Genomic DNA, 20366 nt, shown 5'->3' with positions numbered 1-20366 from the left:
GCTTCGGGGCGAAGCCTACGCCGCGCTGCGGGCTGCGCGAAAGCGACGTGGCGTCACACGGTGAGGGGGCGATAGGGCCAACATCTCCGTTCCATATTGCGGAACACCCACAACCCGCATTTTTCCCTTGCCCGCAGCGTTTTCCGCGGTTTCTCTGTCGTCTGAGGAGAACGCGACGCGACCCCCGCTCCATAAGGCGGAACGCGCGCGGCGGGGGAAGACGGATGGAGCGCGCCGAGGAATCGGACGCCGAGCTTGCGCTCGGCGGCATCGAGACGCTGACCGAGCCGAAGAAGGCCGAGCCGTGGATGCGCCCGGTGGAACTCGCCGCCGCGGCGCTGCTGGCGCTGATGATGACGGTGGTCGTCGCCAACGTGTTCTTCCGCTACGTGCTGCATCACCCGCTGATCTGGGGCGACGAGCTCGCCTCGCTCGCCTTCATCTGGATGGCGATGCTGGGCGCGGCCATCGCCGTGGACCGGCACGAGCATCTGCGGCTGACCATCGTGCTGCCGCTCTTCTCCGAGCGGATGCAGCGGGCGCTCGACGTGTTCGGGCGCATCGCGGTGGCGGTGCTGCTGATCCGGCTGCTGCCCGAGGCGGTCAGCTACGCCTATGAGGAATCCTTCATCACCTCGCCCGCGATGGGCCTGCCGATGTCGATCCGCGCCTCGGCGCTGCCGGCGGGGATCGGGCTGATGACCATCCTCATGCTGCTGTCGGTGGCCCGCAGCCGCGACTGGCCGGCGATCTTCGGCTCGATCCTGCTGATCGGGGCGCTGGTGGCGGTGCTGTTGGGGGCGCGCCCGACGCTCGCGGGCTTCGGGAACTGGAACCTGCCGCTGTTCCTCGGGCTGGTCGTGGCGGGGCTCTTGGCCATCGGGGTGCCCATCGCCTTCTGCTTCGCGCTCGGCACGCTCGCTTATCTGACCTTCGCCAGCCACGCCCCGGTGTTCGTCATGTTGGGCCGGATGGACGAGGGGATGTCGTCGCTGATCCTTTTATCGGTGCCGGTCTTCGTGCTTCTGGGCTGCATCCTTGACGAGACGGGGATGGGGCGCGCCATCGTCAATTTCCTCGCCTCGCTTCTGGGCCATGTGAAGGCGGGGATGAGCTACGTGCTTCTCGGCTCGATGTTCCTCGTCTCGGGGATCTCGGGGTCCAAGGTCTCGGACATGGCGACCGTGGCCCCGGCGCTCTTCCCCGAGATGCGCCGCCGCGGCCATTCGCCGGCCGAGATGACCGCGCTGCTCGCCACCGGCGCGGCGATGGCCGACACGGTGCCGCCGTCGATCGTGCTGATCGTGCTCGGCTCGGCGGCCGGCGTGTCCATCGCCGGGCTCTTCACCGCGGGCTTCGTCATCGCCATGGTGCTGCTGCTGGTGCTGGCGGTGCTCGCGCGCTGGAAGGCGCGGGGCGAGGACATGGGCGGGGTGCGCCGCGCGCCGATGTCGCTCATCGGCAGGACGGCGCTGATCGCCGCCCCGGCGCTGGCGCTGCCCTTCATGATCCGCAGCCTCGTCGGCGGCGGCATCGCCACCGCGACCGAGGTCTCGGCCATCGCCGTGGTCTATGCCTTCGTGATCGGCGTGGTGCTCTACGGCGGCATCCCGCGCCGCCGGGTGGTGCCGATGCTGGTCGAGACGGTGGCCATGTCGGGGGCGATCCTGCTGATCCTCGGCACCGCCTCGGCCATGTCCTGGGCGCTGACCCAGTCGGGGTTCGCCCGCGACCTGACGGCGCTGATGGCCGGGCTGCCGGGCGGGCCGGCGATCTTTCTGGTCGCCTCGATCGTGGTCTTCCTGATCCTCGGCTGCGTGCTCGAGGGGCTGCCCGCCATCGTCCTGCTGGCGCCGATCATGTTCCCGCTCGCCCGGACGCTGGGGATCAACGACATCCACTACGCGATGGTCGTCGTCACGGCGATGAACATCGGCCTGATGGCCCCGCCCATCGGCATCGGCTTCTACATCGCCTGCAAGATCGCGGGCATCTCGCCCGATCAGGTGATGGGCCGCATCTGGCCCTATCTCGCCGCGCTGCTCGCCGGCCTCGCGGTGATCGCCGCGGTGCCGGCGCTGTCCACTGCCTATCTTTAACTCTCTGGGAGGAGACCACCATGCAGACCACCCGCCGCACGCTTCTGCTCGGCGCCGCCGCCGCCGGCCTCGCCGCGCCGTTCCTGCGCCCGGGCCCGGCGCGGGCCGCCGAGTTCACCATGAAGCTGGCCAACAACCAGCCGATGACCCACCCGACGAACATCCGCGCCGCGGAGGCCGTCAAGGCCATCGCCGAGGAAACCGGCGGCCGCGTCGACGTGCAGGTGTTCCCGTCGAACCAGCTTGGCGCCGACACCGACGTGCTGGGCCAGCTGCGCTCGGGCGGGGTCGAGTTCTTCCTGCTGTCGCCGATCATCCTGTCGACGCTGGTGCCGAACGCCTCGATCAACGGGGTGGGCTTCGCCTTCCCGAACTACGACGCCGTCTGGGCGGCGATGGACGGCGAGCTGGGCGCCTATGAGCGGGCCGAGATCGAGAAATCCGGCCTCGTGGTGATGGAGAAAATCTGGGACAACGGCTTCCGCCAGACCACCTCGTCGGTCAAGCCGATCACCGCCCCCGCCGATTTCGAGGGGATGAAGATCCGGGTGCCGGTCTCGCCGCTCTGGACCTCGATGTTCACGGCGCTGGGGACCGCGCCGACCTCGATCAACTTCGCCGAGGTCTATTCGGCGTTGCAGACCGGGATCGTGGACGGGCAGGAGAACCCGCTCGCCATCATCTCGACCTCGAAGCTGGCCGAGGTGCAGAAATACTGCTCGCTCACCAACCACATGTGGGACGGGTTCTGGATGCTCGCCAACCGCCGCGCCTGGGGCGGGCTGCCCGAGGATCTGCAGGCCGTCGTCGCCAAGCACTTCAACGCGGCGGCGGTCAACCAGCGCGCCGACGTGCAGGCGCTGAACGCCTCGCTCAAGGGCGACCTGGAAAAGGCGGGGCTGGTATTCAACGAGGTCGATCCGGCGCCGTTCGAGGCGAAGCTGCGCGAGGCGGGCTTCTATGCCGAGTGGAAGGGCAAGTACGGCGACGAGGCCTGGGCGATCCTCGAAAAGGCCATCGGCCGGACGCTCGCCTGATGCTGTCCCGGCCCGCCCCGCTGGCCGCGGCGCCCGGCCCCGCCACCCCCGTCCCTGTCGTGCAGGGCGGGGCGCAGGCGGTGGACCGGGCGCTGGGGCTGCTCGCGGCGGTGGGCCGGGCCCCGGCCGAGGGCGCGACACTGGCCACGCTCGCCGAGGCGGCGGGGATGTCCAAACCGACCGCGCGGCGGCTGCTGATCTCGCTCATCGCCGCGCATCTGGTGGAACAGGACCGCGGCAGCCGCGCCTATCACCTCGGGCCCGGCGCGTGGCTTCTGGGCCTGCGTGCCGGGCGGCGGCACGACATGGCGCGGCTGGCCGCCGATTGCGTGGCCCGGCTGGCGGCGGAAAGCGGCGACAGCGCCTTCGTCGTGGTGCCGCAGGGCGACGAATACCTGTGCCTGACGCGGATCGAGGGCGCCCACCCGGTCCGCACCCACGCGATGCTCGCGGGCGACCGCAACCCGCTGGGCGCGGGCGCGGCGGGGATCGCGCTGCTCGCCGCGCTGCCCGAGGCCGAGGCGCAGGCGGCGCTGCGGCGCCTCGCCCCCGCGCTGAACGCCCGGATGGGCGAGGAGGCCGCCGCCCACGTGGCGGGCGACGTGGCCCGCGCCCGCGCCACCGGCCATGCGCTGAACCCCGGGCGGGTCGTCGCGGGCTCATGGGGGATCGGCGTGCCGGTGCTCTGGCCCGACGGGCGGCCCGCCGCGGCGCTCTCGATCGCGGCGGTCGAGACGCGCATGGGCCCGGCGCGCGAGGAGGATCTGGCCCGCCTGCTCCGGGCCGAGGCCGCGACGCTGGCCGACCGGCTGGCCCATCACCTGACCCCGGAAAGGATGCTGACGTGACCGACCCCACCCTTCGGCCGAACGACCCGCTGATCATCGGCTGGGCGCATACGAAGTTCGGCAAGTCCGAGGCGCCCGACACGCAGGCCCTGATGGCCGAAGTCGCGGGCCCGGCGCTGGCCCACGCGGGCGTCACGGCGGGCAAGGTGGACGGGATCTTCGTGGGCGTCTGGAACAACGGCTTTTCGCGGCAGGATTTTCAGGGCGCGCTGGTGGCGATGGGCACGCCCGAGCTGGCCGGGGTGCCCTTTCTGCGGACCGAGAACGCCTGCGCCACCGGCTCGGCCGCGCTTTACGCGGCGGCGGATTTCATCGCCTCGGGCCGGGGCCGGGTGGCGCTGGTGATCGGGGCCGAAAAGATGACCGCGACCCCGGTGGCCGAGGTCGGCGACATCCTGCTGGCCGCGAGCTTTGTCCCCGAGGAGGCCGGCGTCGCGGGCGGCTTTGCCGGCGTCTTCGGGCAGATCGCCAACAGCTATTTCCAGCGCCACGGGGATCGCAGCGAGGAACTCGCCATGATCGCCGCCAAGAACCACGCGAACGGGGCGCGCAACCCGCTGGCGCATATGCAGAAGGATGTCGGCGTCGAGTTCTGCAACACACCGAGCGACAAGAACCCGCTGGTGGCCGGGCCGCTGAGGCGCACGGACTGCTCGCTCATCTCGGACGGGGCGGCGGCCCTCGTGCTGGCGGATGCGGCGACGGCCGCGGGGCTGGCGCGCGGGGTCCGGTTCCGGGCGCGGGCGCAGGCAGGCGACCTGCTGGCGCTCTCGCGGCGCGACCCCATCGCGTTTCAGGGCGCGCATCGCGCCTGGGCCGGGGCGCTGGCGCAGGCCGGGCTCGGGATCGCGGACCTCGATCTGGTCGAGACGCACGACTGCTTCACCATCGCCGAGATGATCGAATACGAGGCGATGGGCCTCGCCGCGGCGGGCGAAGGCTGGAGAGTGGTGCGCGAGGGCACCGCGCGGATGGACGGCGCACTGCCGGTGAACCCCTCGGGCGGGCTCAAGGCGCGCGGACATCCCATCGGGGCCACGGGCGTCAGCCAGCACGTCATGGCGGCGATGCAGCTGGTGGGCGAGGCGGGCGCGATGCAGGTGCCGGGCGCGACGCTCGCGGGCGTGTTCAACATGGGCGGGGCGGCGGTCGCCAACTACTGCTCGATCCTCGAGCGGGTGCGATGAGGCCGGTCTCGACCCGCGTCATGAACCTCGCCACGCTGCTCACCCAGGCCGCGCGGCGTGACCCCGAGGGGGTGGCGCTGGTGATGGGCGATGCGCGGTGGAGCTGGGCCGAGTTCGACGCCCGCGTGGATGCGCTGGCCGCGGGGTTGCAGGACCGGCTGGGGCTGCAGAAGGGCGACCGGGTGATGGTCCAGTCGCAGAACTGCCTTGAGATGATGCAGGCGATGTTCGCGGTCTGGCGGGCGGGCGGGGTGTGGGTGCCCGCCAACTTCCGCCAGACGCCCGACGAGGTCGTCTATCTGACCCAGGCCTCGGGCGCCCGCGGGCTGATCTGCAACGCAGCCTTTCCCGACCACGCCGCGGCCTGTCAGGCGGACTGCCCCGAACTGGCCTGGACGCTGTCGATCGGCGGCGGGGATTTCGCCCCCGCGCTCGAGGCGCTGACCGAGGATCACATGGGCCAGCGCCCGCAGGTGGCGGCGGTGGAGCGCGACGATCCCTGCTGGTTCTTCTTCACCTCGGGGACCACCGGGCGGCCCAAGGCCTCGGTCCTGACGCATGGGCAGATGGGGTTCGTGGTAACGAACCACCTCGCCGACCTGATGCCGGGGCTGACGGGGGCGGATGCCTCGCTGGTGGTGGCGCCCCTCTCGCATGGCGCGGGGGTGCACCAGCTCACGCAGGTGGCGCGGGGGGTCAAGACGGTCCTGATGCCGTCCGAGCGTTTCGACGTCGAGACGGTGTGGCGGCTGGTGGCCGAGTGGCGGGTGTCCACGATGTTCACCGTGCCCACCATCCTCAAGCTGCTGGTCGAGCATCCCGCGACCGCCAGCGCCGACATCTCGTCGTTGCGCTACGTGATCTACGCCGGCGCGCCGATGTACCGCGAGGATCAGAAGCGCGCGCTGGCGACGCTGGGCCCGGTGCTGGTGCAGTATTTCGGGCTGGGCGAGGTCACGGGCAACATCACCGTCCTGCCGGCCTGGGCGCATGACGCGGATGATGCGACGGCGCGGATCGGCACCTGCGGTTTTCCCCGCACGGGGATCGAGGTGCAGGTGCAGGACGACGCGGGCCGCGAAGTGGCGCCGGGCGAGACAGGGGAAATCTGCGTGATCGGCCCGGCGGTCTTCGCGGGCTATCACGACAACCCCGAGGCCAACGCCAAGGCCTTCCGCGACGGCTGGTTCCGCACCGGCGACCTCGGCCACATGGACGCCGCGGGGTATCTCTACATCACCGGGCGGCAGTCGGACATGTTCATCTCGGGCGGGTCCAACGTCTATCCGCGCGAGATCGAGGAGAAGATTCTCACTCACCCCGCGATCAGCGAGGTCGCCGTGCTGGGGATGCCGGACCCGCTGTGGGGCGAGGTCGGCTGGGCGGTCTGCGTCGCGCGCGAGGGCGCCGAGGTGGACGAGGCGGGGCTGACCGCCTTCCTCGACGGCAAGCTGAGCCGCTACAAGCTGCCGCGGCGCGTGGTGTTCTGGGAGGCGCTGCCCAAATCCGCCTATGGCAAGATCACCAAGAAGATGATCCGCGAGGAACTCGACCGCCGCGGCGGGACGGGAGAGGGCGGATGAGCGGCAAGGGCAGGACCGGGGCTTTGCCCCGGACCCCAGGATATTTGGGACCGCCTGAGGGGCGCATGGTCCACCCCGGCCCGCGCGCGGCCGAGCGGGTGCGTGCGGTGCGGGCGCGGCTTGAGCCGGTGGCGGGGGTGCTCAGGGCCGGCGAGACGGTGATGGCGGGCGTGGCGCGGCTGTTCGCCGAGGCCGGCTGCCGCGGCGGGATGGTGTTTCTGGACGGCGTGAGTTGCGCGCCGCTGCGGTATGTGCTGCCGGCGCTGTCCTCCGACGGGGTTCATGCGGCGTGGTATTCCGACACCCACGTTCTCGGCGAGGCGCGGATCATTCGCGCCACGGCCAGCGTGGGGACTCGCGACGGGGCGGCGTTCCTGCATTGTCATGGGTTGTGGCAGGCGGGCCGCGCGCCGGTGGCGATGGGGCACCTGTTGCCGTTCGAGAGCGTGGTCGCCGCCGACGCCCCGGTGACGGGGCTGGGGGCGCGGGACGCCGGGTTCGTGGCGCGCCCGGACGACGAGACCGCCTTCACCCTGTTCCAGCCCGAGGGCGACGGCGCGGGCGACGGGCTTCTGGCCCGGATCGCGCCGGGCGAGGACGTGGTGACGGCCATCGAGGCGCTCGCCGCCGCCCATGGCATCACCGAGGCAAGGCTGCATGGGCTCGGCAGCATCGACCATGTGCGCTTCGCCCAAGGCGGCCGGATGGACTGCCTTGCGACCGAGCTGCGGCTGCACGGCGCGGTGCTGCGCGCGGGTCGGGCGCGGGTGGGGATCGAGGTCGTGGACATCGCTGGGCGCATCAAGTCAGGCGAGCTGAAACGCGGCGCCAACCCGGTGGGCGTGACGCTGGAACTGCTGATCGAACCGATGGAGGATCGCCCATGACCACCCACGCCAAGGTCGCGCTGATCACCGGGGCCGCGCGCGGCATCGGCCTCGCCACCACGGAAATCCTGCTCGAACGCGGCTGGCAGGTGGCGATGGTGGACCGCGACGCCCCGGCGCTGTCCGAGGCGGCCGCGGGGTTGCAGGGGGTGCATCCGATCGTGGCGGATGTCTCGATCCCCGCCGAGGTGGACGCCATGCGGGACGCGGCGCTCGGCCGCTTCGGGCGGCTGGACGGGCTGGTCAACAACGCCGGCGTGGCGCTGTTCGCCCGCGCCCCGCAGACCGACTTCGAGGCGTGGCGCGAGGTGATGGCCACCAACCTCGACGGGGTGTTCCTCTGCACCCAGGCGCTGGTGCCGGCGCTGGCCGAGACGCGGGGGGCGATCGTCAACATCGCCTCGATCTCGGGGCTGCGGGCGTCCACCCTGCGGGTCGCCTATGGCACCTCGAAGGCGGCGGTGATCCACCTGACCAAGCAGTTCGCGGCGGAACTGGGCGAGCAGGGCATCCGCGTCAACTGCATCGCGCCGGGGCCCGTGCGGACCAAGCTCGCCATGGCCGTCCACGCGCCCGAGATCATTGCCGCCTATTACGACGCCATTCCGCTGAACCGCTACGGCGAGGCGCGCGAGATCGGCGAGGGGATCGCGTTTCTGCTGTCGGAGGCGGCGAGTTTCGTCACCGGGCAGACGCTGGCGGTGGACGGCGGGTTCGACGCGACGGGCGTGGGCCTGCCGGCGCTGCGGCGGGGGGATTAGGCCTCAGCCCGCCGAGCCGACGTAGCTGGCCGACGCCTCGATCAGGTGCCGCGTATAGGCGCTGTCGGCGCGGCCCGCGCGCAGCGCCGCTGCGTCCAGCCGGTCCACGATCAGCCCGCCCTGCATCACCGCGAGCCGCTGGCAGAGATGCCCGATCACCGCGAGGTCGTGGCTGACCATCAGATAGGTCAGCCCCCGGTCGGCGCGCAGATCGGCGAGCAGGTTCAGGATTTCCGCCTGCACCGACACGTCGAGCGCCGAGGTCGGCTCATCCAGCAGCAACAGCGCCGGCTCTCCGGCGAGCGCGCGGGCCACGGCGACACGCTGGCGCTGGCCGCCCGAGAGCTGGTGGGGATAGCGGAAGCGGAAGCCCTGCCCCAGCCCCACGTCATCGAGAAGCCGGGCGATCCGGCGGTCGATGTCGTCCATGCCCTGCAGCTTCAGCGTCTCGGCCAGCACCCGGTCGACGGTGTGGCGCGGGTGCAGGCTCGCATAGGGGTCCTGGAAAACCATCTGCACCTTGCGGTGGAAGGCCTTGCTGCGGGCGGTGCCGCGCAGGCTCTCTCCATCGACGGTGATGGTCCCCGACCAGGTGGGCGCCAGCCCCGCCAAAGCGCGCAGGATGGTGGACTTGCCCGAGCCGGATTCGCCCACCAGCCCGAAGCTTTCGCCCCGCGCGACGGTCAGGTCGACGCCCTTGACGGCATCCACGCGGTCCGGCGGGTTGCCGAACCACACGCGCAGGTCGCGGATCTCGAGGATCGGCGCGCTCATCGCACGCCCCCGGGGAACGCATCGATCATCGAGGCATCGACCAGCGCGGGGTCGAGCGGGCCGTCGTTCCACTCGGGCCGACGTTCCAGCACCGCCAGCCGCTCGACCGGGGCATCGAGGCGGGGCAGGCTGTTCAAGAGCCCCTGCGTATAGGGGTGGCGGGCGGCGTGCAGGTCGCGGGCGGCGAGCGTCTCGACCACCCGGCCGGCATACATGATCAGCACCCGGTCGCAGAACTGCGCGACAAGGTTCAAATCGTGGCTGATGAAGATCAGCCCCATGCCGCGGTCGCGCACCAGATCGTCCATGATCCGCAGGACCTCGGTCCGCACCGAGACGTCCAGCGCGCTGGTCGGCTCGTCCGCGATCAGGATTTCCGGGCCCGAGGCGAGCATCATGGCGATCATGATCCGCTGCCCCATCCCGCCCGAGACCTCGTGCGGATAGGCGCCGAAGACGCGTTCCGGCTCGCGGATGCGGACCGCCTCGAGCATCTCCATCGCGCGGGTGCGGGCGGTGGCGCGGCCGGCGCCGGTCTGCTGGCGGTAGGCCTCGACGATCTGGTCGCCGACCCGCATCACCGGGTTGAGGCTGAACTTGGGGTCCTGCATCACCATGCTGATGCGGCGGCCGCGGATGGCGCGCATCTGCCGCTCGGGCAGGTTCAGGATCGACTGGCCGTCAAGCTCCATCCGCTCGGCCGTGACCCGCCCCGGCGGGCGCACGAGGCCAAGGATGGCGCGCCCGGTCATCGACTTGCCCGAGCCGGATTCGCCCACCACGCCCAGCCGCTCACGGCCCAGGTCGAAGCTGACGCCGCGCACGGCCTCGAACACGCCCTGCCGCGTGGGGAAGGCGACCCGCAGGTCGCGGACCGAGAGGAGCGGCGCGCTCATTCCGCGCCCCCTTTGGGGTCGAGCACGTCGCGCAAGCCATCGCCGAGGAAGTTGAAGGCGAGGCTGACGAGGAAGATCGCGATCCCCGGCATCGCCGCGACCCACCAGAAGTCGAGGATGTAGGTCCGCCCGTCCGAGATCATCGCCCCCCATTCCGGCTGCGGCGGCTGCGCGCCGAGGCCGAGGAACCCGAGCCCCGCAGCCGACAGGATGATCCCCGCCATGTCGAGCGCCACCCGCACGATCAGCGACGAGAGACATAGCGGCCAGATGTGCAGGACCAGCAGCCTGAGCGGCGAGGCACCCTGCATCCGCGCCGCGGCGATGAAATCGGCGTTGCGGATGGTCAGCGTCTCGGCCCGCGCGAGGCGGGCATAGGGCGGCCAGCCGGTGATCGCCAGCGCAAGCACCGCGTTGGTGATCGACGGCCCCAGCGCCGCGACGAAGGCCAGCGCGAGGATCAGCTTGGGGAAGGCGAGAAAGATGTCGGTGATCCGCATCAGCACCTGGTCCACCCAGCCGCCCGCGAACCCCGCCAGCGTGCCGACGATCAGCCCGATCAGCGGCGAGATCAGCGCCACCGTGCCGACGATGAACAGCGTGATCCGCGACCCCCAGATCAGCCGCGAGAGGATGTCGCGCCCGAGGTGGTCGGTCCCCAGCCAATGCGCGGCCGAGGGCGGTTGCAGCCGCTCGGCGAGGTTCTGGGCGTAGGGGCTGGCCGGGGCCAGCAGCGGGGCGAAGATCGCGTTGCCGATCAGCAGGATGAGGATGATCAGCCCGACCACGGCCAGGTGGTTGGCGCGGAACACCAGCCAGCCCTGATAGAGCGCGCCCAGCCGCGCCTGCCGGCGGGTGGTGGGCGCGTCCGACAGAAGCCAGTCGCGGGTGGATTGCGGGGTGGCGGCGTGATCTGGCAGGGGGGTCATCCGGCCCTCGGATCGAGCACGCGATACAGGATGTCGCTGAGCAGGTTCAGCGCCACGAAGCAGGTGCCGACGACGATCGTGCCGCCGAGGACCGCGTTCATGTCGCCGGCGAGCAGCGTCTTGGTGATGTAGCTGCCGATGCCGGGCCACGAGAAGATGATCTCGGTCAGCACCGACCCTTCGAGCAGCGAGCCGAAGGACAGCGCGATCACGGTGATCAGCGGCACGGCGATGTTGCGGAAGGCATGGCCCCAGATCACCCGGCGCTCGGACAGGCCCTTGACCCGCGCGGTGGTGATGTACTCGGACGAGAGCTGCTCGAGCATGAAGCTGCGGGTCATGCGGCTGATGTAGGCGAGGCTGAAATAGCCCAAGAGCGAGGCCGGAAGGATGATGTGCGAGAACGCATCCCGCCACGCCGCCCAGTCCCCGGCCAGCGCCGTGTCGACCAGCAACAGGCCGGTCCTCACCGGCACCATGCCGTCATAGATGATCCCCTGCCGCCCCGGCCCCCCGACCCAGTTGAGGATGCCGTAGAACACCAGCAGCCCCATCAGCCCCAGCCAGAAGATCGGCACCGAATAGCCGACCAGCGCCAGCACGCGGGCCACCTGGTCGATCCAGCCGCCCCGGTTCGCCGCCGCGATGACGCCCAGCGGCACCCCCACGGTGACCCCGATCAGCGTGCCCAGCGCCGCCAGCTCGAGCGTGGCGGGAAACACCCGGCGCAGGTCCTCGGCCACCGGATGCCCGGTGGAGATCGAGCGCCCGAAATCGCCCTGCAGCACGTCGCCGATATAGCGCAGGAACTGGACGATCAGCGGCTGGTCAAGGCCCATGGCCTGCCGCGCGGCCTCGTATTGCGCGGGCGTGGCGCGCTCGCCCACCACCTTCAGCACCGGGTCGATGGGCATCACCCGGCCGATGATGAAGGTGACGAGCAGCAGCCCCAGCATCGTCAGCAGCAGCGACAGGAACACCCCGCCGATCTGGCGGGTGCGGCGCATGGCGCGGCTGGGGCCGCGCGGGGACGCGCCCGGACCCTCGGGGCCCGGATCGGCAGAGCCGGGCGGTGCGGTCCGCCCGGCGAGCTGGTCGGTCGTGGACAAGGGTTACTCGGCCTTCTTCGTCACCGAGCGGTACTGCACCGCGGTCACGGCGCCGCCGCCCGACCAGCCCTCGACGCCCTTCTGCGAGGCGGTCTGTTCGACCCGCTGGAACAGCGGCAGGATCGGGGCCACGTCGTGGTACTGCTTCTGCAGGTCCAGATACATTGTCTTGCGCTTCTCGCCGTCGCCCTCGATCACCGCGGCCTCGACCGCGGCCTGCATCTCGGCCGGCACGGCGTACGAGTTGCGCCACGCGAGCGTCGAGCCCTTCTCGGCCTCGTTGTCGGGGTTCAGCGCAAAGGTCGAGGCGTTGGTCTGCGGGTCGGCATAGTCCGGCCCCCACTCGCCCAGGAAGATCGGCACCTGCCGGGCGCGATAGGCGTCCAGCACCTGCGCCCCGGTCATCTGCTCGATGTTGAGCGTCAGCCCGGCCTCGGCCATCGACGCCTGCAGCGTCTGGGCCACGTCCAGATATTCGCGCAGGTCGCGGACCTTGGTGGTCACGGTGCCGCCCGTCACCCCGCCCTCGGCGAGGATCTTCTTGGCGGCCTCGACGTCATAGGTCCACGAGTTGTCGTCCGAGGCGCCCAGGTACCCCTCGGGCAGGAAGTTCTGGTGGATCTTCCACTGCCCCTTGAGGAAGCTGCCGGCCATGCCCTCGAAGTTGACGAGGTGCCGCATCGCCTTGATGACGGCCGGGTTCGACAGCAGCGGGTCCTTCTGGCTCAGGCCCATGTAGAGGATGCGGCCGCGCGGCTCGTCGGTGATCTTGAGCGCGTCATTGCCGGCCACCGCCTCGACGTCGGTGGGGGTCAGGTTGCGGGCCACGTCGATGTCGCCCTGCTCGAGCTGCAGCCGCTGGGCGCTGGATTCCTGCACGTTGCGGACGATCACCCGCTTCATCGCCGGGGCGCCCTGGAAATAGCCCTCGTTGGCGACGAGCTGGACGGCCTCGTTCGGACGCCACGCGGCCAGCGAATAGGGCCCCGAGCCGGCGCTGTTCGTCGACAGCCAGGTGTTGCCCAGGTCCTCGCCCTGGACGTTGGCCATCACCGTTTCCTTGTCCACGACCGAGGCGACGCTGGCCGTGAGGCAGTTCAGCACGAAGGTCTCGGCGTAGGGCTTGTCCATGGTGATGGACAGCGTGTTGCCCTCGGCCTTGACCATCTGCTCGACGTTCTCGGGCGTCAGGCCGAACTGGGTCAGGATGAAGGCCGGCGACTTGTCCAGCTTGACGGCGCGCTGGATCGACCAGGCGGCGTCCTCGGCCCGGACCGGGTTGCCGGACTGGAACTTGACCCCCTCGCGCATGGTCAGCGTCAGGGTCTTGCCGTCCTCGCTGGTCTTCCAGCTTTCGGCGAGGCTGGGCTGGAAGCCCTTGTCCAGCGCCAGCGGATCGAAGTCCACGAGCCGGTCATAAAGGTTCTGGGTGACGTCGTTGCCCGAGAACTCGAAGCTCTGCGCCGGGTCGAGGCTGATGATGTCGTCGATGGTCGCGGCGACGACCAGCGTGTCGGCGGGCGTCGCGGCCCAGGCGGCGGGCAGGGCGAGGGGCGAGAGGGCCACGGCCGAGGCCAGCAGCAGCGCACGGGCGGTGATCTGGAATGTCATGGGATGATGTCCTGTTGGTGGCGCGTGAGGCCCGTCTTGGCGCGGGTCCAGCCGCGACACTGCGGCAGAAGTGCCGGGGAAACAAGACCGGGCTGGTTTTTCGCCCCCGTCCCGCCCGGCTCGCGCGGGCCGTCACGCCCCCGACCGGCCCCCGGCCAGCCGCCCAACCAGCCCCGCCGCGGCCCGCCTCACGCCATCGGGACCGGCCCGCCGGGCCGCCCGCCCGTCCCGGCGATTGCCGCCCCGGCCCGGTCGTGGCACCATGACCGCGCCGCGTCCCGAGGAGGGTTTGCCATGTCCGGTCCGATGCGTTTCCGCCCCGCAGCCCCCCGTCCGACGCCCGATGCGAGGCCCCTGTCGCGCCCCCGCCGCGGGCTCGGCGCGCTTCTCGCCCTGGCGCTGGGGCTGGGTCTCGCGCCCACGGCATGGGCCGAATCGCCGCTGCCCGAACGGCGGGTGGTGCTGCAGGCCGACATGGACCTGCCGGGCGGCGACCTCGCCCCGATCTTCCAGACCACGGCGGATGCCTGCGTGCAGCTCTGCCTTGCCAACCCCGACTGCCAGGCGCTGACCTACAACGCCCGCTCGCGGGCCTGCTTCCCCAAGGCCGCCGCGGGCGCGCCTGCGCCCTTCGTCGGCGCGCAGTCGGGGCAGGTGCTGGCGACCGACCCCGCGGCGCTCGCCGCCGTGGCCGCCCGGACCGAGGGCACCGCGGGCTGGCTGCGCCCCGACGACCTGACCGCCGCGCGGCGGCAGGCCGAGGGGCTGGGCACGCTCTACCCCGGCTCGGGCGAACCGCTGGACGTGCTGCGCGGCTATGCCGACGCCGCCGCGCAGGCCAACGACCCCACCGGCGCGGTGCGCTGGCTGGGTGCGGTGACGGCCGCGACCGACGCGCCCGACGACTGGCTGGCGCTCTCGGCGGCGCTCGAGACGGCGGGGCGGCAGAACGGCGGCAACGATTTCCAGATGGACCGCGCCGCGCAGTCGGCGGCGCTGAACGCCTGGTTGCGGACCACCGGGCCGGGGCTGCCGGCGCTGACCGCCTGGGCGCTGATCGCCGAGCGGCAGGACCGCGGCCCCGACGGGCTCAAGGCGCTGCGCCATGCCGAGGCGCATGGCGGCGCGGGTGACGCGCAGCTCGCCACGCTGATCGAGGGCTTTCAGGACCGGCACGGCTTCCGCGTCACCGACAATCAGGTGGACGCCAACACCCCCGACCCGCGCGCCTGCGTGAACTTCTCGGGCGAGCTGGCGCCGGGTGTGGACTTCCGCCCCTTCGTGGCGCTGCCCGACCAGGGGCTGGCGGTCGAGGGCGAGGGCAGCCAGCTCTGCATCACCGGCATGGCGCGCGGCGCGGCGCTGGACATCACCCTGCGCCCCGGCCTGCCGGCCGCGGATGGCGAGGTGCTGGCCAAGCCCGTCACCCTCTCGATGTATGTCCGCGACCGGGCGCCGATGGCGCGGTTCCCCGGCCGCGCCTATGTGCTGCCCACGGGCGGCGACCAGGGGCTGACGCTGACCACCGTCAACGCCCCCGAGGTCGGGCTGACGCTCTACCGGATGTCGGACCGCAACCTCGTGCGGGCGCTGCGCGACCGCATCTTCGCGGCACCGCTGGATGAATGGGGCGCGCAGACCTTCTCGGCCGGGATGGGCGAGCGGATCTGGACCGGCACCGCCACCGTCGCCCCGCCCGCGGGCGGCGGCAGCCACCCGGTCAACGCCGAGGTGGCGAACCGGATCGACCTCAACCGCGCCGGGGCCGGGCCGCTGACGCCCGGGATCTATGTGCTGACCGCGCAAGTCGAGGGCGTGTCGGCCGAGGTCGCGCCGGCGGCGGCGCAGTGGTTCATGATCTCGGACCTCGGGCTGGCGAGCTGGTCGGGCAGCGACGGGCTGACCGTCGCGGTGCGCGGCCTCTCGGACGCCGCCGCCCGGGCCGGGGTCGAGGTGGCGCTGATCTCGCGCGGGAACGCGGTGCTGGCCACGGCGCAGACCGACGATCAGGGCGTTGCGCGCTTCGACGCCGGGCTGACCCGCGGCCGCGACGCCGCCGAGCCCGCGGTCGTCACCGCCACCACCCGCAGCGGCGACGAGGTCACCGACCTCGCCTTCCTGTCGCTCATCGACCCCGAGTTCGACCTCTCGGACCGCGGCGTCGAGGGCAACCCGCCCGCCCCCCCGGTCGATGTCTTCGCCGCCACCGACCGCGGCGCCTATCGCGCGGGCGAGACCGCCTTTGCCACCGTCATGACCCGCGACGACCGCGGCCGGGCGATCGACGGCCTGCCGCTCAGCGCCGTGGTGCTGCGCCCCGACGGGGTCGAGCACGCCCGGCTGATGCCGGAACCCGCGGGCGCGGGCGGCTATACGCTCGCCGTGCCGATCCCCGACACCGCCCCGCGCGGCGCCTGGCGGGTCGAGTTCCGGCTCGAGGATCAGGGCCCGCCGCTCGCCACCGCGCGGCTGCTGGTCGAGGATTTCCGCCCCGAGCGCATCGCCTTTGACCTCAACCTCCCCGACGCGCCGCAGTCGCCGGCCGAGCCGGTCGCGGCCGCCATCGACGCCCGCTGGCTGTTCGGCGCCCCCGCCGCCGGCCTGCCGGTCGAGGGCTCGCTGCGCCTGACCCCCACCCGCGCCCTGCCGGGGTGGGAGGGTTATGTCTTCGGCCGCGCCGATGCCGACAGCGCCCCCGATTACGTCGCCATGCCCGCCGGCACCACCGACGCCGAGGGCCGCTTTGCCGCCCGCGTGGACCTGCCCGCCTCGCTCGCCGCGTCCGCCCGGCCCTATGAGGCCGCGCTGACCCTGACCCTGCGCGAGGGCGCCGGCCGCCCGGTCGAGCGCACCGACACGCGGCTGGTCCTCCCCGCCCGCCCGGCGCCCGGCATCCGCCCCGAGTTCCCGGACGGCACCGTGCCGCAGGGCGCCGAGGCGCAGTTCAGCCTCGTCGCGCTCGGCCCCGACCTGACGCCGACCGCGGGGCGGCTCGACTGGGTGCTGAACCGGGTGGACACCGACTACCAGTGGTTCGCCCTCGGCGGGGACTGGAGCTATCAGCCGATCACCCGCCGCGCGCGGGTCGCCAATGGCGTGGTCCAGCCCGAGGACGGCCCGGCTACGCTGACCGTGCCGGTGGACTGGGGCAGCTACGAGCTGGTCGTGACCGGCAGCGACGGGGCGGAAAGCTCGCTGCGCTTCGACGCCGGCTGGGGCGTCGCCGCGACCGGCACCGACACGCCCGACCGGCTGAGCGTGGCGCTGGACAAGCCCGCCTACCGGATCGGCGACACCGCGCGGGTGACGCTCGAGGCCGCGGCGGACGGGGTCGCGGTCGTCTCTGTCCTGTCGAACCGGGTGATCGACCTCAAGGCCGTGCCTGTCACGGCGGGGACCAACACCGTGGACCTGCCGGTGACCGAGGACTGGGGCGCCAACGCCTATGTGGCGGTCAGCGCCATCCGGCCGGTCGCCGCAGGCACGGGCGAGCTGTCGCGCCACACCCCGGTCCGCAGCCTCGGCATCGCCGCCGCCGCGGTCGAGCCGGGCGACCGGGCGTTGCAGGCGACGCTGACCGCGCCCGCCGAGGCCGACCCGCGCGGCACCGCGCAGGTGACGCTCGCCGTCGCGGGCGCGGCGCCGGGCAAGACCGTGCAGGCGACGATCTGGGCCGTCGATCAGGGCATCCTGAACCTGACCAGCTACCAGCCCCCCTCGGCCAGCGCCCATTACCTCGGCCAGCGCCGGCTGGGCGTCGGGATGCGCGACCTCTACGGCCGGCTGATCCTGCCCGGCGGGGCCGCCGACGCGGCGATCCGCGCGGGCGGCGACGCCGCCTCGATGCAGACCCAGGCGCCGCCGCCCACCGAGAAGCTGATGGCGTGGTTCTCGGGCCCGCTGACGCTTGACGCCGAGGGGAAGGTGACGGTCGAGGTGCCGCTGCCCGACTTCAACGGCGAGGTGCGGGTCATGGCGCTGGTCTGGAACGCCGACGGCGTGGGCCAGACCGACACCACGATGCTGGTCCGCGACCCGGTGGTGATGACCGCGACCGTGCCCGCGTTCCTGTCGCCCGGCGACACGGCCGAGGCGAGCCTCGCGCTGACCCATGTGGCCGGTCCCCCCGGCGCGGTGGCGCTGCGGGTCGAGAACCTTGCGGGTGTGCAGACCGCCGCGAGCGAGGCGCCGGCCGCCGAAGGCTCGGCCGAGCCGCCTGCCGCCGTGGCGCTGACCACCGACGGCCTGCCGGGCGAGGTCACGCTGGCCGACCGGCAGGCCGTCACCCTGCCCCTGACGCTCACCGCCCCCGAGGCCGAGGGCACCGCCGCGCTGCGCGTCTCGGCCACGCTGCCGGACGGGCGCACGGTGACCAAGGACCTGACCATCCCGGTCGCGCGCAGCGATGCGCCGGTCACGCGCCGGATCGACCTGACGCTGGCCCCCGGTGCGGCGCAGACGGTGGATCTGGCCCCGCTGGGGGCCTTCCGTCCCGGCACCGGGCGGATGACGCTGACCTCGGGCGCCTATGCCCAGCTTGACGTGCCGGGCGCGGTGGCGCGGCTTGTCACCTATCCCTACGGCTGCACCGAGCAGATCGCCTCGGGCGCGCTGCCGCAGCTTTACGCCGCCGGGCTGATGCCCGAGGGCGTGCCGCGCCCGCCGTCGGTCGAACCGAAGGCGGTCGATGACGCCATCGCGCAGGTGCTGACCCGGCAGACGGCCGAGGGCGACTTCGGCCTCTGGCGCGCGGAAGGCGGTGACCGCTGGCTCACGGCCTATGTCACCGACTTCCTCGGCCGGGCGCGGGCGGCGGCCCATGCGGTGCCCGAGGCGTCCTTCAAGGCGGCGCTGCGGGCCTTGCAGAACGGCCTCAACGCCGCCGCCGACCCGCAGAACGCCGATCCCGACGAGAATGCGGCGACCGCCTATGCGGCCTATGTGCTGGCGCGCGAGGGGCAGGCGGTGGTGAGCGACCTGCGCTATTACGCCGACACCGGGGGCGAGGGCTTCGCCACGCCGCTGGCCGCCGCGCAGATGGGCGCGGCGCTGGCGGCGGTGGGCGACCAGCCGCGCGCCGACCGGATGTTCCGGCAGGCGCAGGCGCTGGCCGACGCCGGGCGCGAGCCCGATGCGCTGTTCCGCGCCGACTACGGCACGATCCTGCGCGACCGCGCGGGCGTGCTGGCGCTCGCCGCCGAGGCGGGGTCGCAGGCGGTGGACCGCGCGGCGCTGTCGGCCGGGATCGCCGAGGGGGCCGACAAGGCGGCGCTCTCGACGCAGGAGGCGGGCTGGCTCGTCCTCGCCGCGCAGGCGCTGAGCGTTGGTGGGGACGCGGGCGGCGGGCTGACGCTCTCCGGCGCGGCGCTGTCGGCGCCGCTGGTCGATCTGGGCGACGCCGCCGCGCTGCCGCCGGTGGCGCTGGCGAACGGCGGCGCCGCGCCGGTCCGGGTGGTGATCGGCGCGACCGCCGTGCCGGTCGATCCGCCCAAGGCCGGCGGCACCGCCTTCAAGATCGCCCGGCACTACTTCACCGAGGCCGGCCTGCCGGTGGACCCGGCGCAGGTGGCGCTGGGGACGCGGCTCGTCGCGGTGCTCGAGGTGCTGCCGCTTGGCCCGGCGGACGGGCGGCTGCTGATCGCCGACCCGCTGCCGGCGGGGTTCGAGATCGACAACCCGAACCTGCTCACCAGCGGCGAGACCGGCGACCTTGCTTGGCTGGGCGAGACCGGCACGGCGGACATGACCGAGTTCCGGCAGGACCGCTTCGCCGCGGCCGTGAACGCCAGCGGGTCGGACCCGATCCGCCTCGCCTATCGGCTGCGGGCGGTGACGCCGGGGCGGTTCCACCACCCGGCGGCGAGCGTCGAGGACATGTACCGCGCCGAGCGGAGGGCCTGGACCGACAGTGGCACGACGACGATCACCCGCTGATCCGCGCCGGGCTGGCCGCCGCCTGATCGCGGCGGCGGTGGCGCTGGGGGTGATGGCCGGGGCCGCCGACCGGGGACGGGCGGCGTTCTCGGCCTGGATCGACGCCACCGTGCTGCCGCCGCTGGTGGTCGCCACCGGCACCGAGGTGGTGGCCCACGACGGCAGCCTGCTGCGCGCGTTTCCGGTCGAGAACGGCCTCTGGCGCCTCGCCCCGCCCGCCGAGGGGGTCGACCCCGGCTTCCTCAAGCTGCTGATCGCGTGGGAGGATCGGCGCTTTGCCGACCACGACGGGGTGGATGCGTGGGCGGTGGCGCGGGCCGGGTGGCAGGCGCTCACGCATGGGCGGATCGTCTCGGGCGCCTCGACGCTGTCGATGCAGACGGCGCGGCTGCTCGAGCGCTCGCCCCCCGGCGACTGGCGCGCCAAGCTGCGACAGGCGCGGGTGGCGCTGGCGCTGGAGCGGCGGCTGGGGAAGGCGCGGGTGCTCGACCTCTACCTGCGGCTCGCGCCCTATGGCGGCAACACCGAAGGGGTGCGGGCGGCCAGCCTGATGTGGTTCGGCAAGGAGCCGCGCCGCCTGACCCCCGCCGAATCGGCGCTGCTGGTGGCGCTGCCGCAGGCGCCCGAGGCGCGGCGGCCCGACCTGCCCGCGCGGCGCGAGGCCGCCCGCATCGCCCGCGACCGGGTGCTGGCGCGGGCCGAGGCGCTGGG

At 72.7% G+C, this 20366-nt stretch carries 14 protein-coding genes; 9 read left to right on the top strand and 5 right to left on the bottom strand.

Going from position 1 to position 20366, the window contains the following annotated elements; genetic code table 11:
- Positions 1–224: 224 nt before the first annotated feature.
- The 7 genes from ACFHYO_RS08445 (at position 225) to ACFHYO_RS08415 (ending at position 8402) form a co-directional block, all read left to right on the top strand.
- The gene (locus ACFHYO_RS08445; protein ID WP_394319698.1) at positions 225–2099 is read left to right on the top strand and encodes a TRAP transporter large permease; all 1875 of its coding nucleotides are present in this window, start codon (positions 225–227) and stop codon (positions 2097–2099) included.
- A 20-nt stretch (positions 2100–2119) separates the two neighbouring features.
- On the top strand, positions 2120–3136 hold the full coding sequence (locus ACFHYO_RS08440) for a TRAP transporter substrate-binding protein (RefSeq protein ID WP_036701757.1): 1017 nt from the start codon (positions 2120–2122) through the stop codon (positions 3134–3136).
- Positions 3136–3984 carry an IclR family transcriptional regulator gene (locus ACFHYO_RS08435; RefSeq protein ID WP_394319696.1) on the top strand — a complete coding sequence of 283 codons (849 nt, stop codon included), beginning with the start codon at positions 3136–3138 and terminating at the stop codon, positions 3982–3984. Before ACFHYO_RS08440 ends, ACFHYO_RS08435 begins: the two co-directional genes overlap by 1 nt.
- On the top strand, positions 3981–5171 hold the full coding sequence (locus tag ACFHYO_RS08430; protein ID WP_211096273.1) for an acetyl-CoA acetyltransferase: 1191 nt from the start codon (positions 3981–3983) through the stop codon (positions 5169–5171). The genes ACFHYO_RS08435 and ACFHYO_RS08430 overlap by 4 nt, the downstream gene beginning before the upstream one ends.
- On the top strand, positions 5168–6754 hold the full coding sequence (locus tag ACFHYO_RS08425; RefSeq protein ID WP_394319694.1) for an acyl-CoA synthetase: 1587 nt from the start codon (positions 5168–5170) through the stop codon (positions 6752–6754). Before ACFHYO_RS08430 ends, ACFHYO_RS08425 begins: the two co-directional genes overlap by 4 nt.
- A gap of 65 nt (positions 6755–6819) precedes the next feature.
- Positions 6820–7641, top strand: a complete 822-nt coding sequence (locus tag ACFHYO_RS08420) for a PCC domain-containing protein (protein WP_394319692.1) — start codon at positions 6820–6822, stop codon at positions 7639–7641.
- The gene (locus ACFHYO_RS08415; protein WP_394319691.1) at positions 7638–8402 is read left to right on the top strand and encodes an SDR family NAD(P)-dependent oxidoreductase; all 765 of its coding nucleotides are present in this window, start codon (positions 7638–7640) and stop codon (positions 8400–8402) included. The genes ACFHYO_RS08420 and ACFHYO_RS08415 overlap by 4 nt, the downstream gene beginning before the upstream one ends.
- Before the next feature lie 3 nt (positions 8403–8405).
- On the opposite strand, the gene ACFHYO_RS08410 is transcribed toward ACFHYO_RS08415, so the two are convergent.
- The 5 genes from ACFHYO_RS08410 to ACFHYO_RS08390 form a co-directional block, all read right to left on the bottom strand.
- Entirely contained in the window at positions 8406–9176 is a 771-nt protein-coding gene (locus tag ACFHYO_RS08410; protein WP_036733988.1) for an ABC transporter ATP-binding protein, read from the bottom strand.
- A complete protein-coding gene (locus ACFHYO_RS08405) occupies positions 9173–10072 on the bottom strand; it encodes an ABC transporter ATP-binding protein (protein WP_394319689.1) in 900 nt (299 codons plus the stop codon). The genes ACFHYO_RS08410 and ACFHYO_RS08405 overlap by 4 nt, the downstream gene beginning before the upstream one ends.
- Entirely contained in the window at positions 10069–11001 is a 933-nt protein-coding gene (gene nikC, locus ACFHYO_RS08400) for a nickel transporter permease (protein ID WP_394319687.1), read from the bottom strand. The genes ACFHYO_RS08405 and nikC overlap by 4 nt, the downstream gene beginning before the upstream one ends.
- Positions 10998–12008, bottom strand: a complete 1011-nt coding sequence (locus tag ACFHYO_RS08395) for an ABC transporter permease (protein WP_052171749.1) — start codon at positions 12006–12008, stop codon at positions 10998–11000. The genes nikC and ACFHYO_RS08395 overlap by 4 nt, the downstream gene beginning before the upstream one ends.
- 105 nt (positions 12009–12113) lie before the next feature.
- The gene (locus ACFHYO_RS08390; protein WP_394319685.1) at positions 12114–13721 is read right to left on the bottom strand and encodes an ABC transporter substrate-binding protein; all 1608 of its coding nucleotides are present in this window, start codon (positions 13719–13721) and stop codon (positions 12114–12116) included.
- 294 nt (positions 13722–14015) lie between these two features.
- Here ACFHYO_RS08390 and ACFHYO_RS08385 point away from each other — a divergent pair, with 294 nt between their 5' ends.
- Both ACFHYO_RS08385 and ACFHYO_RS08380 read left to right on the top strand, forming a co-directional pair.
- Positions 14016–19655, top strand: coding sequence for an MG2 domain-containing protein (locus tag ACFHYO_RS08385; protein WP_394319683.1), 5640 nt, complete (start codon positions 14016–14018; stop codon positions 19653–19655).
- A gap of 52 nt (positions 19656–19707) precedes the next feature.
- A partial coding sequence (locus ACFHYO_RS08380; RefSeq protein ID WP_394319711.1) for a transglycosylase domain-containing protein occupies positions 19708–20366 on the top strand: 659 nt, incomplete at its 3' end.

This window comes from Paracoccus panacisoli, assembly GCF_042435015.1.
Taxonomy (GTDB): Bacteria; Pseudomonadota; Alphaproteobacteria; order Rhodobacterales; family Rhodobacteraceae; genus Paracoccus; species Paracoccus panacisoli.
Note: the sequence above shows the minus strand (reverse complement) of the source record. Positions and strands in the feature narration are given on the sequence as shown.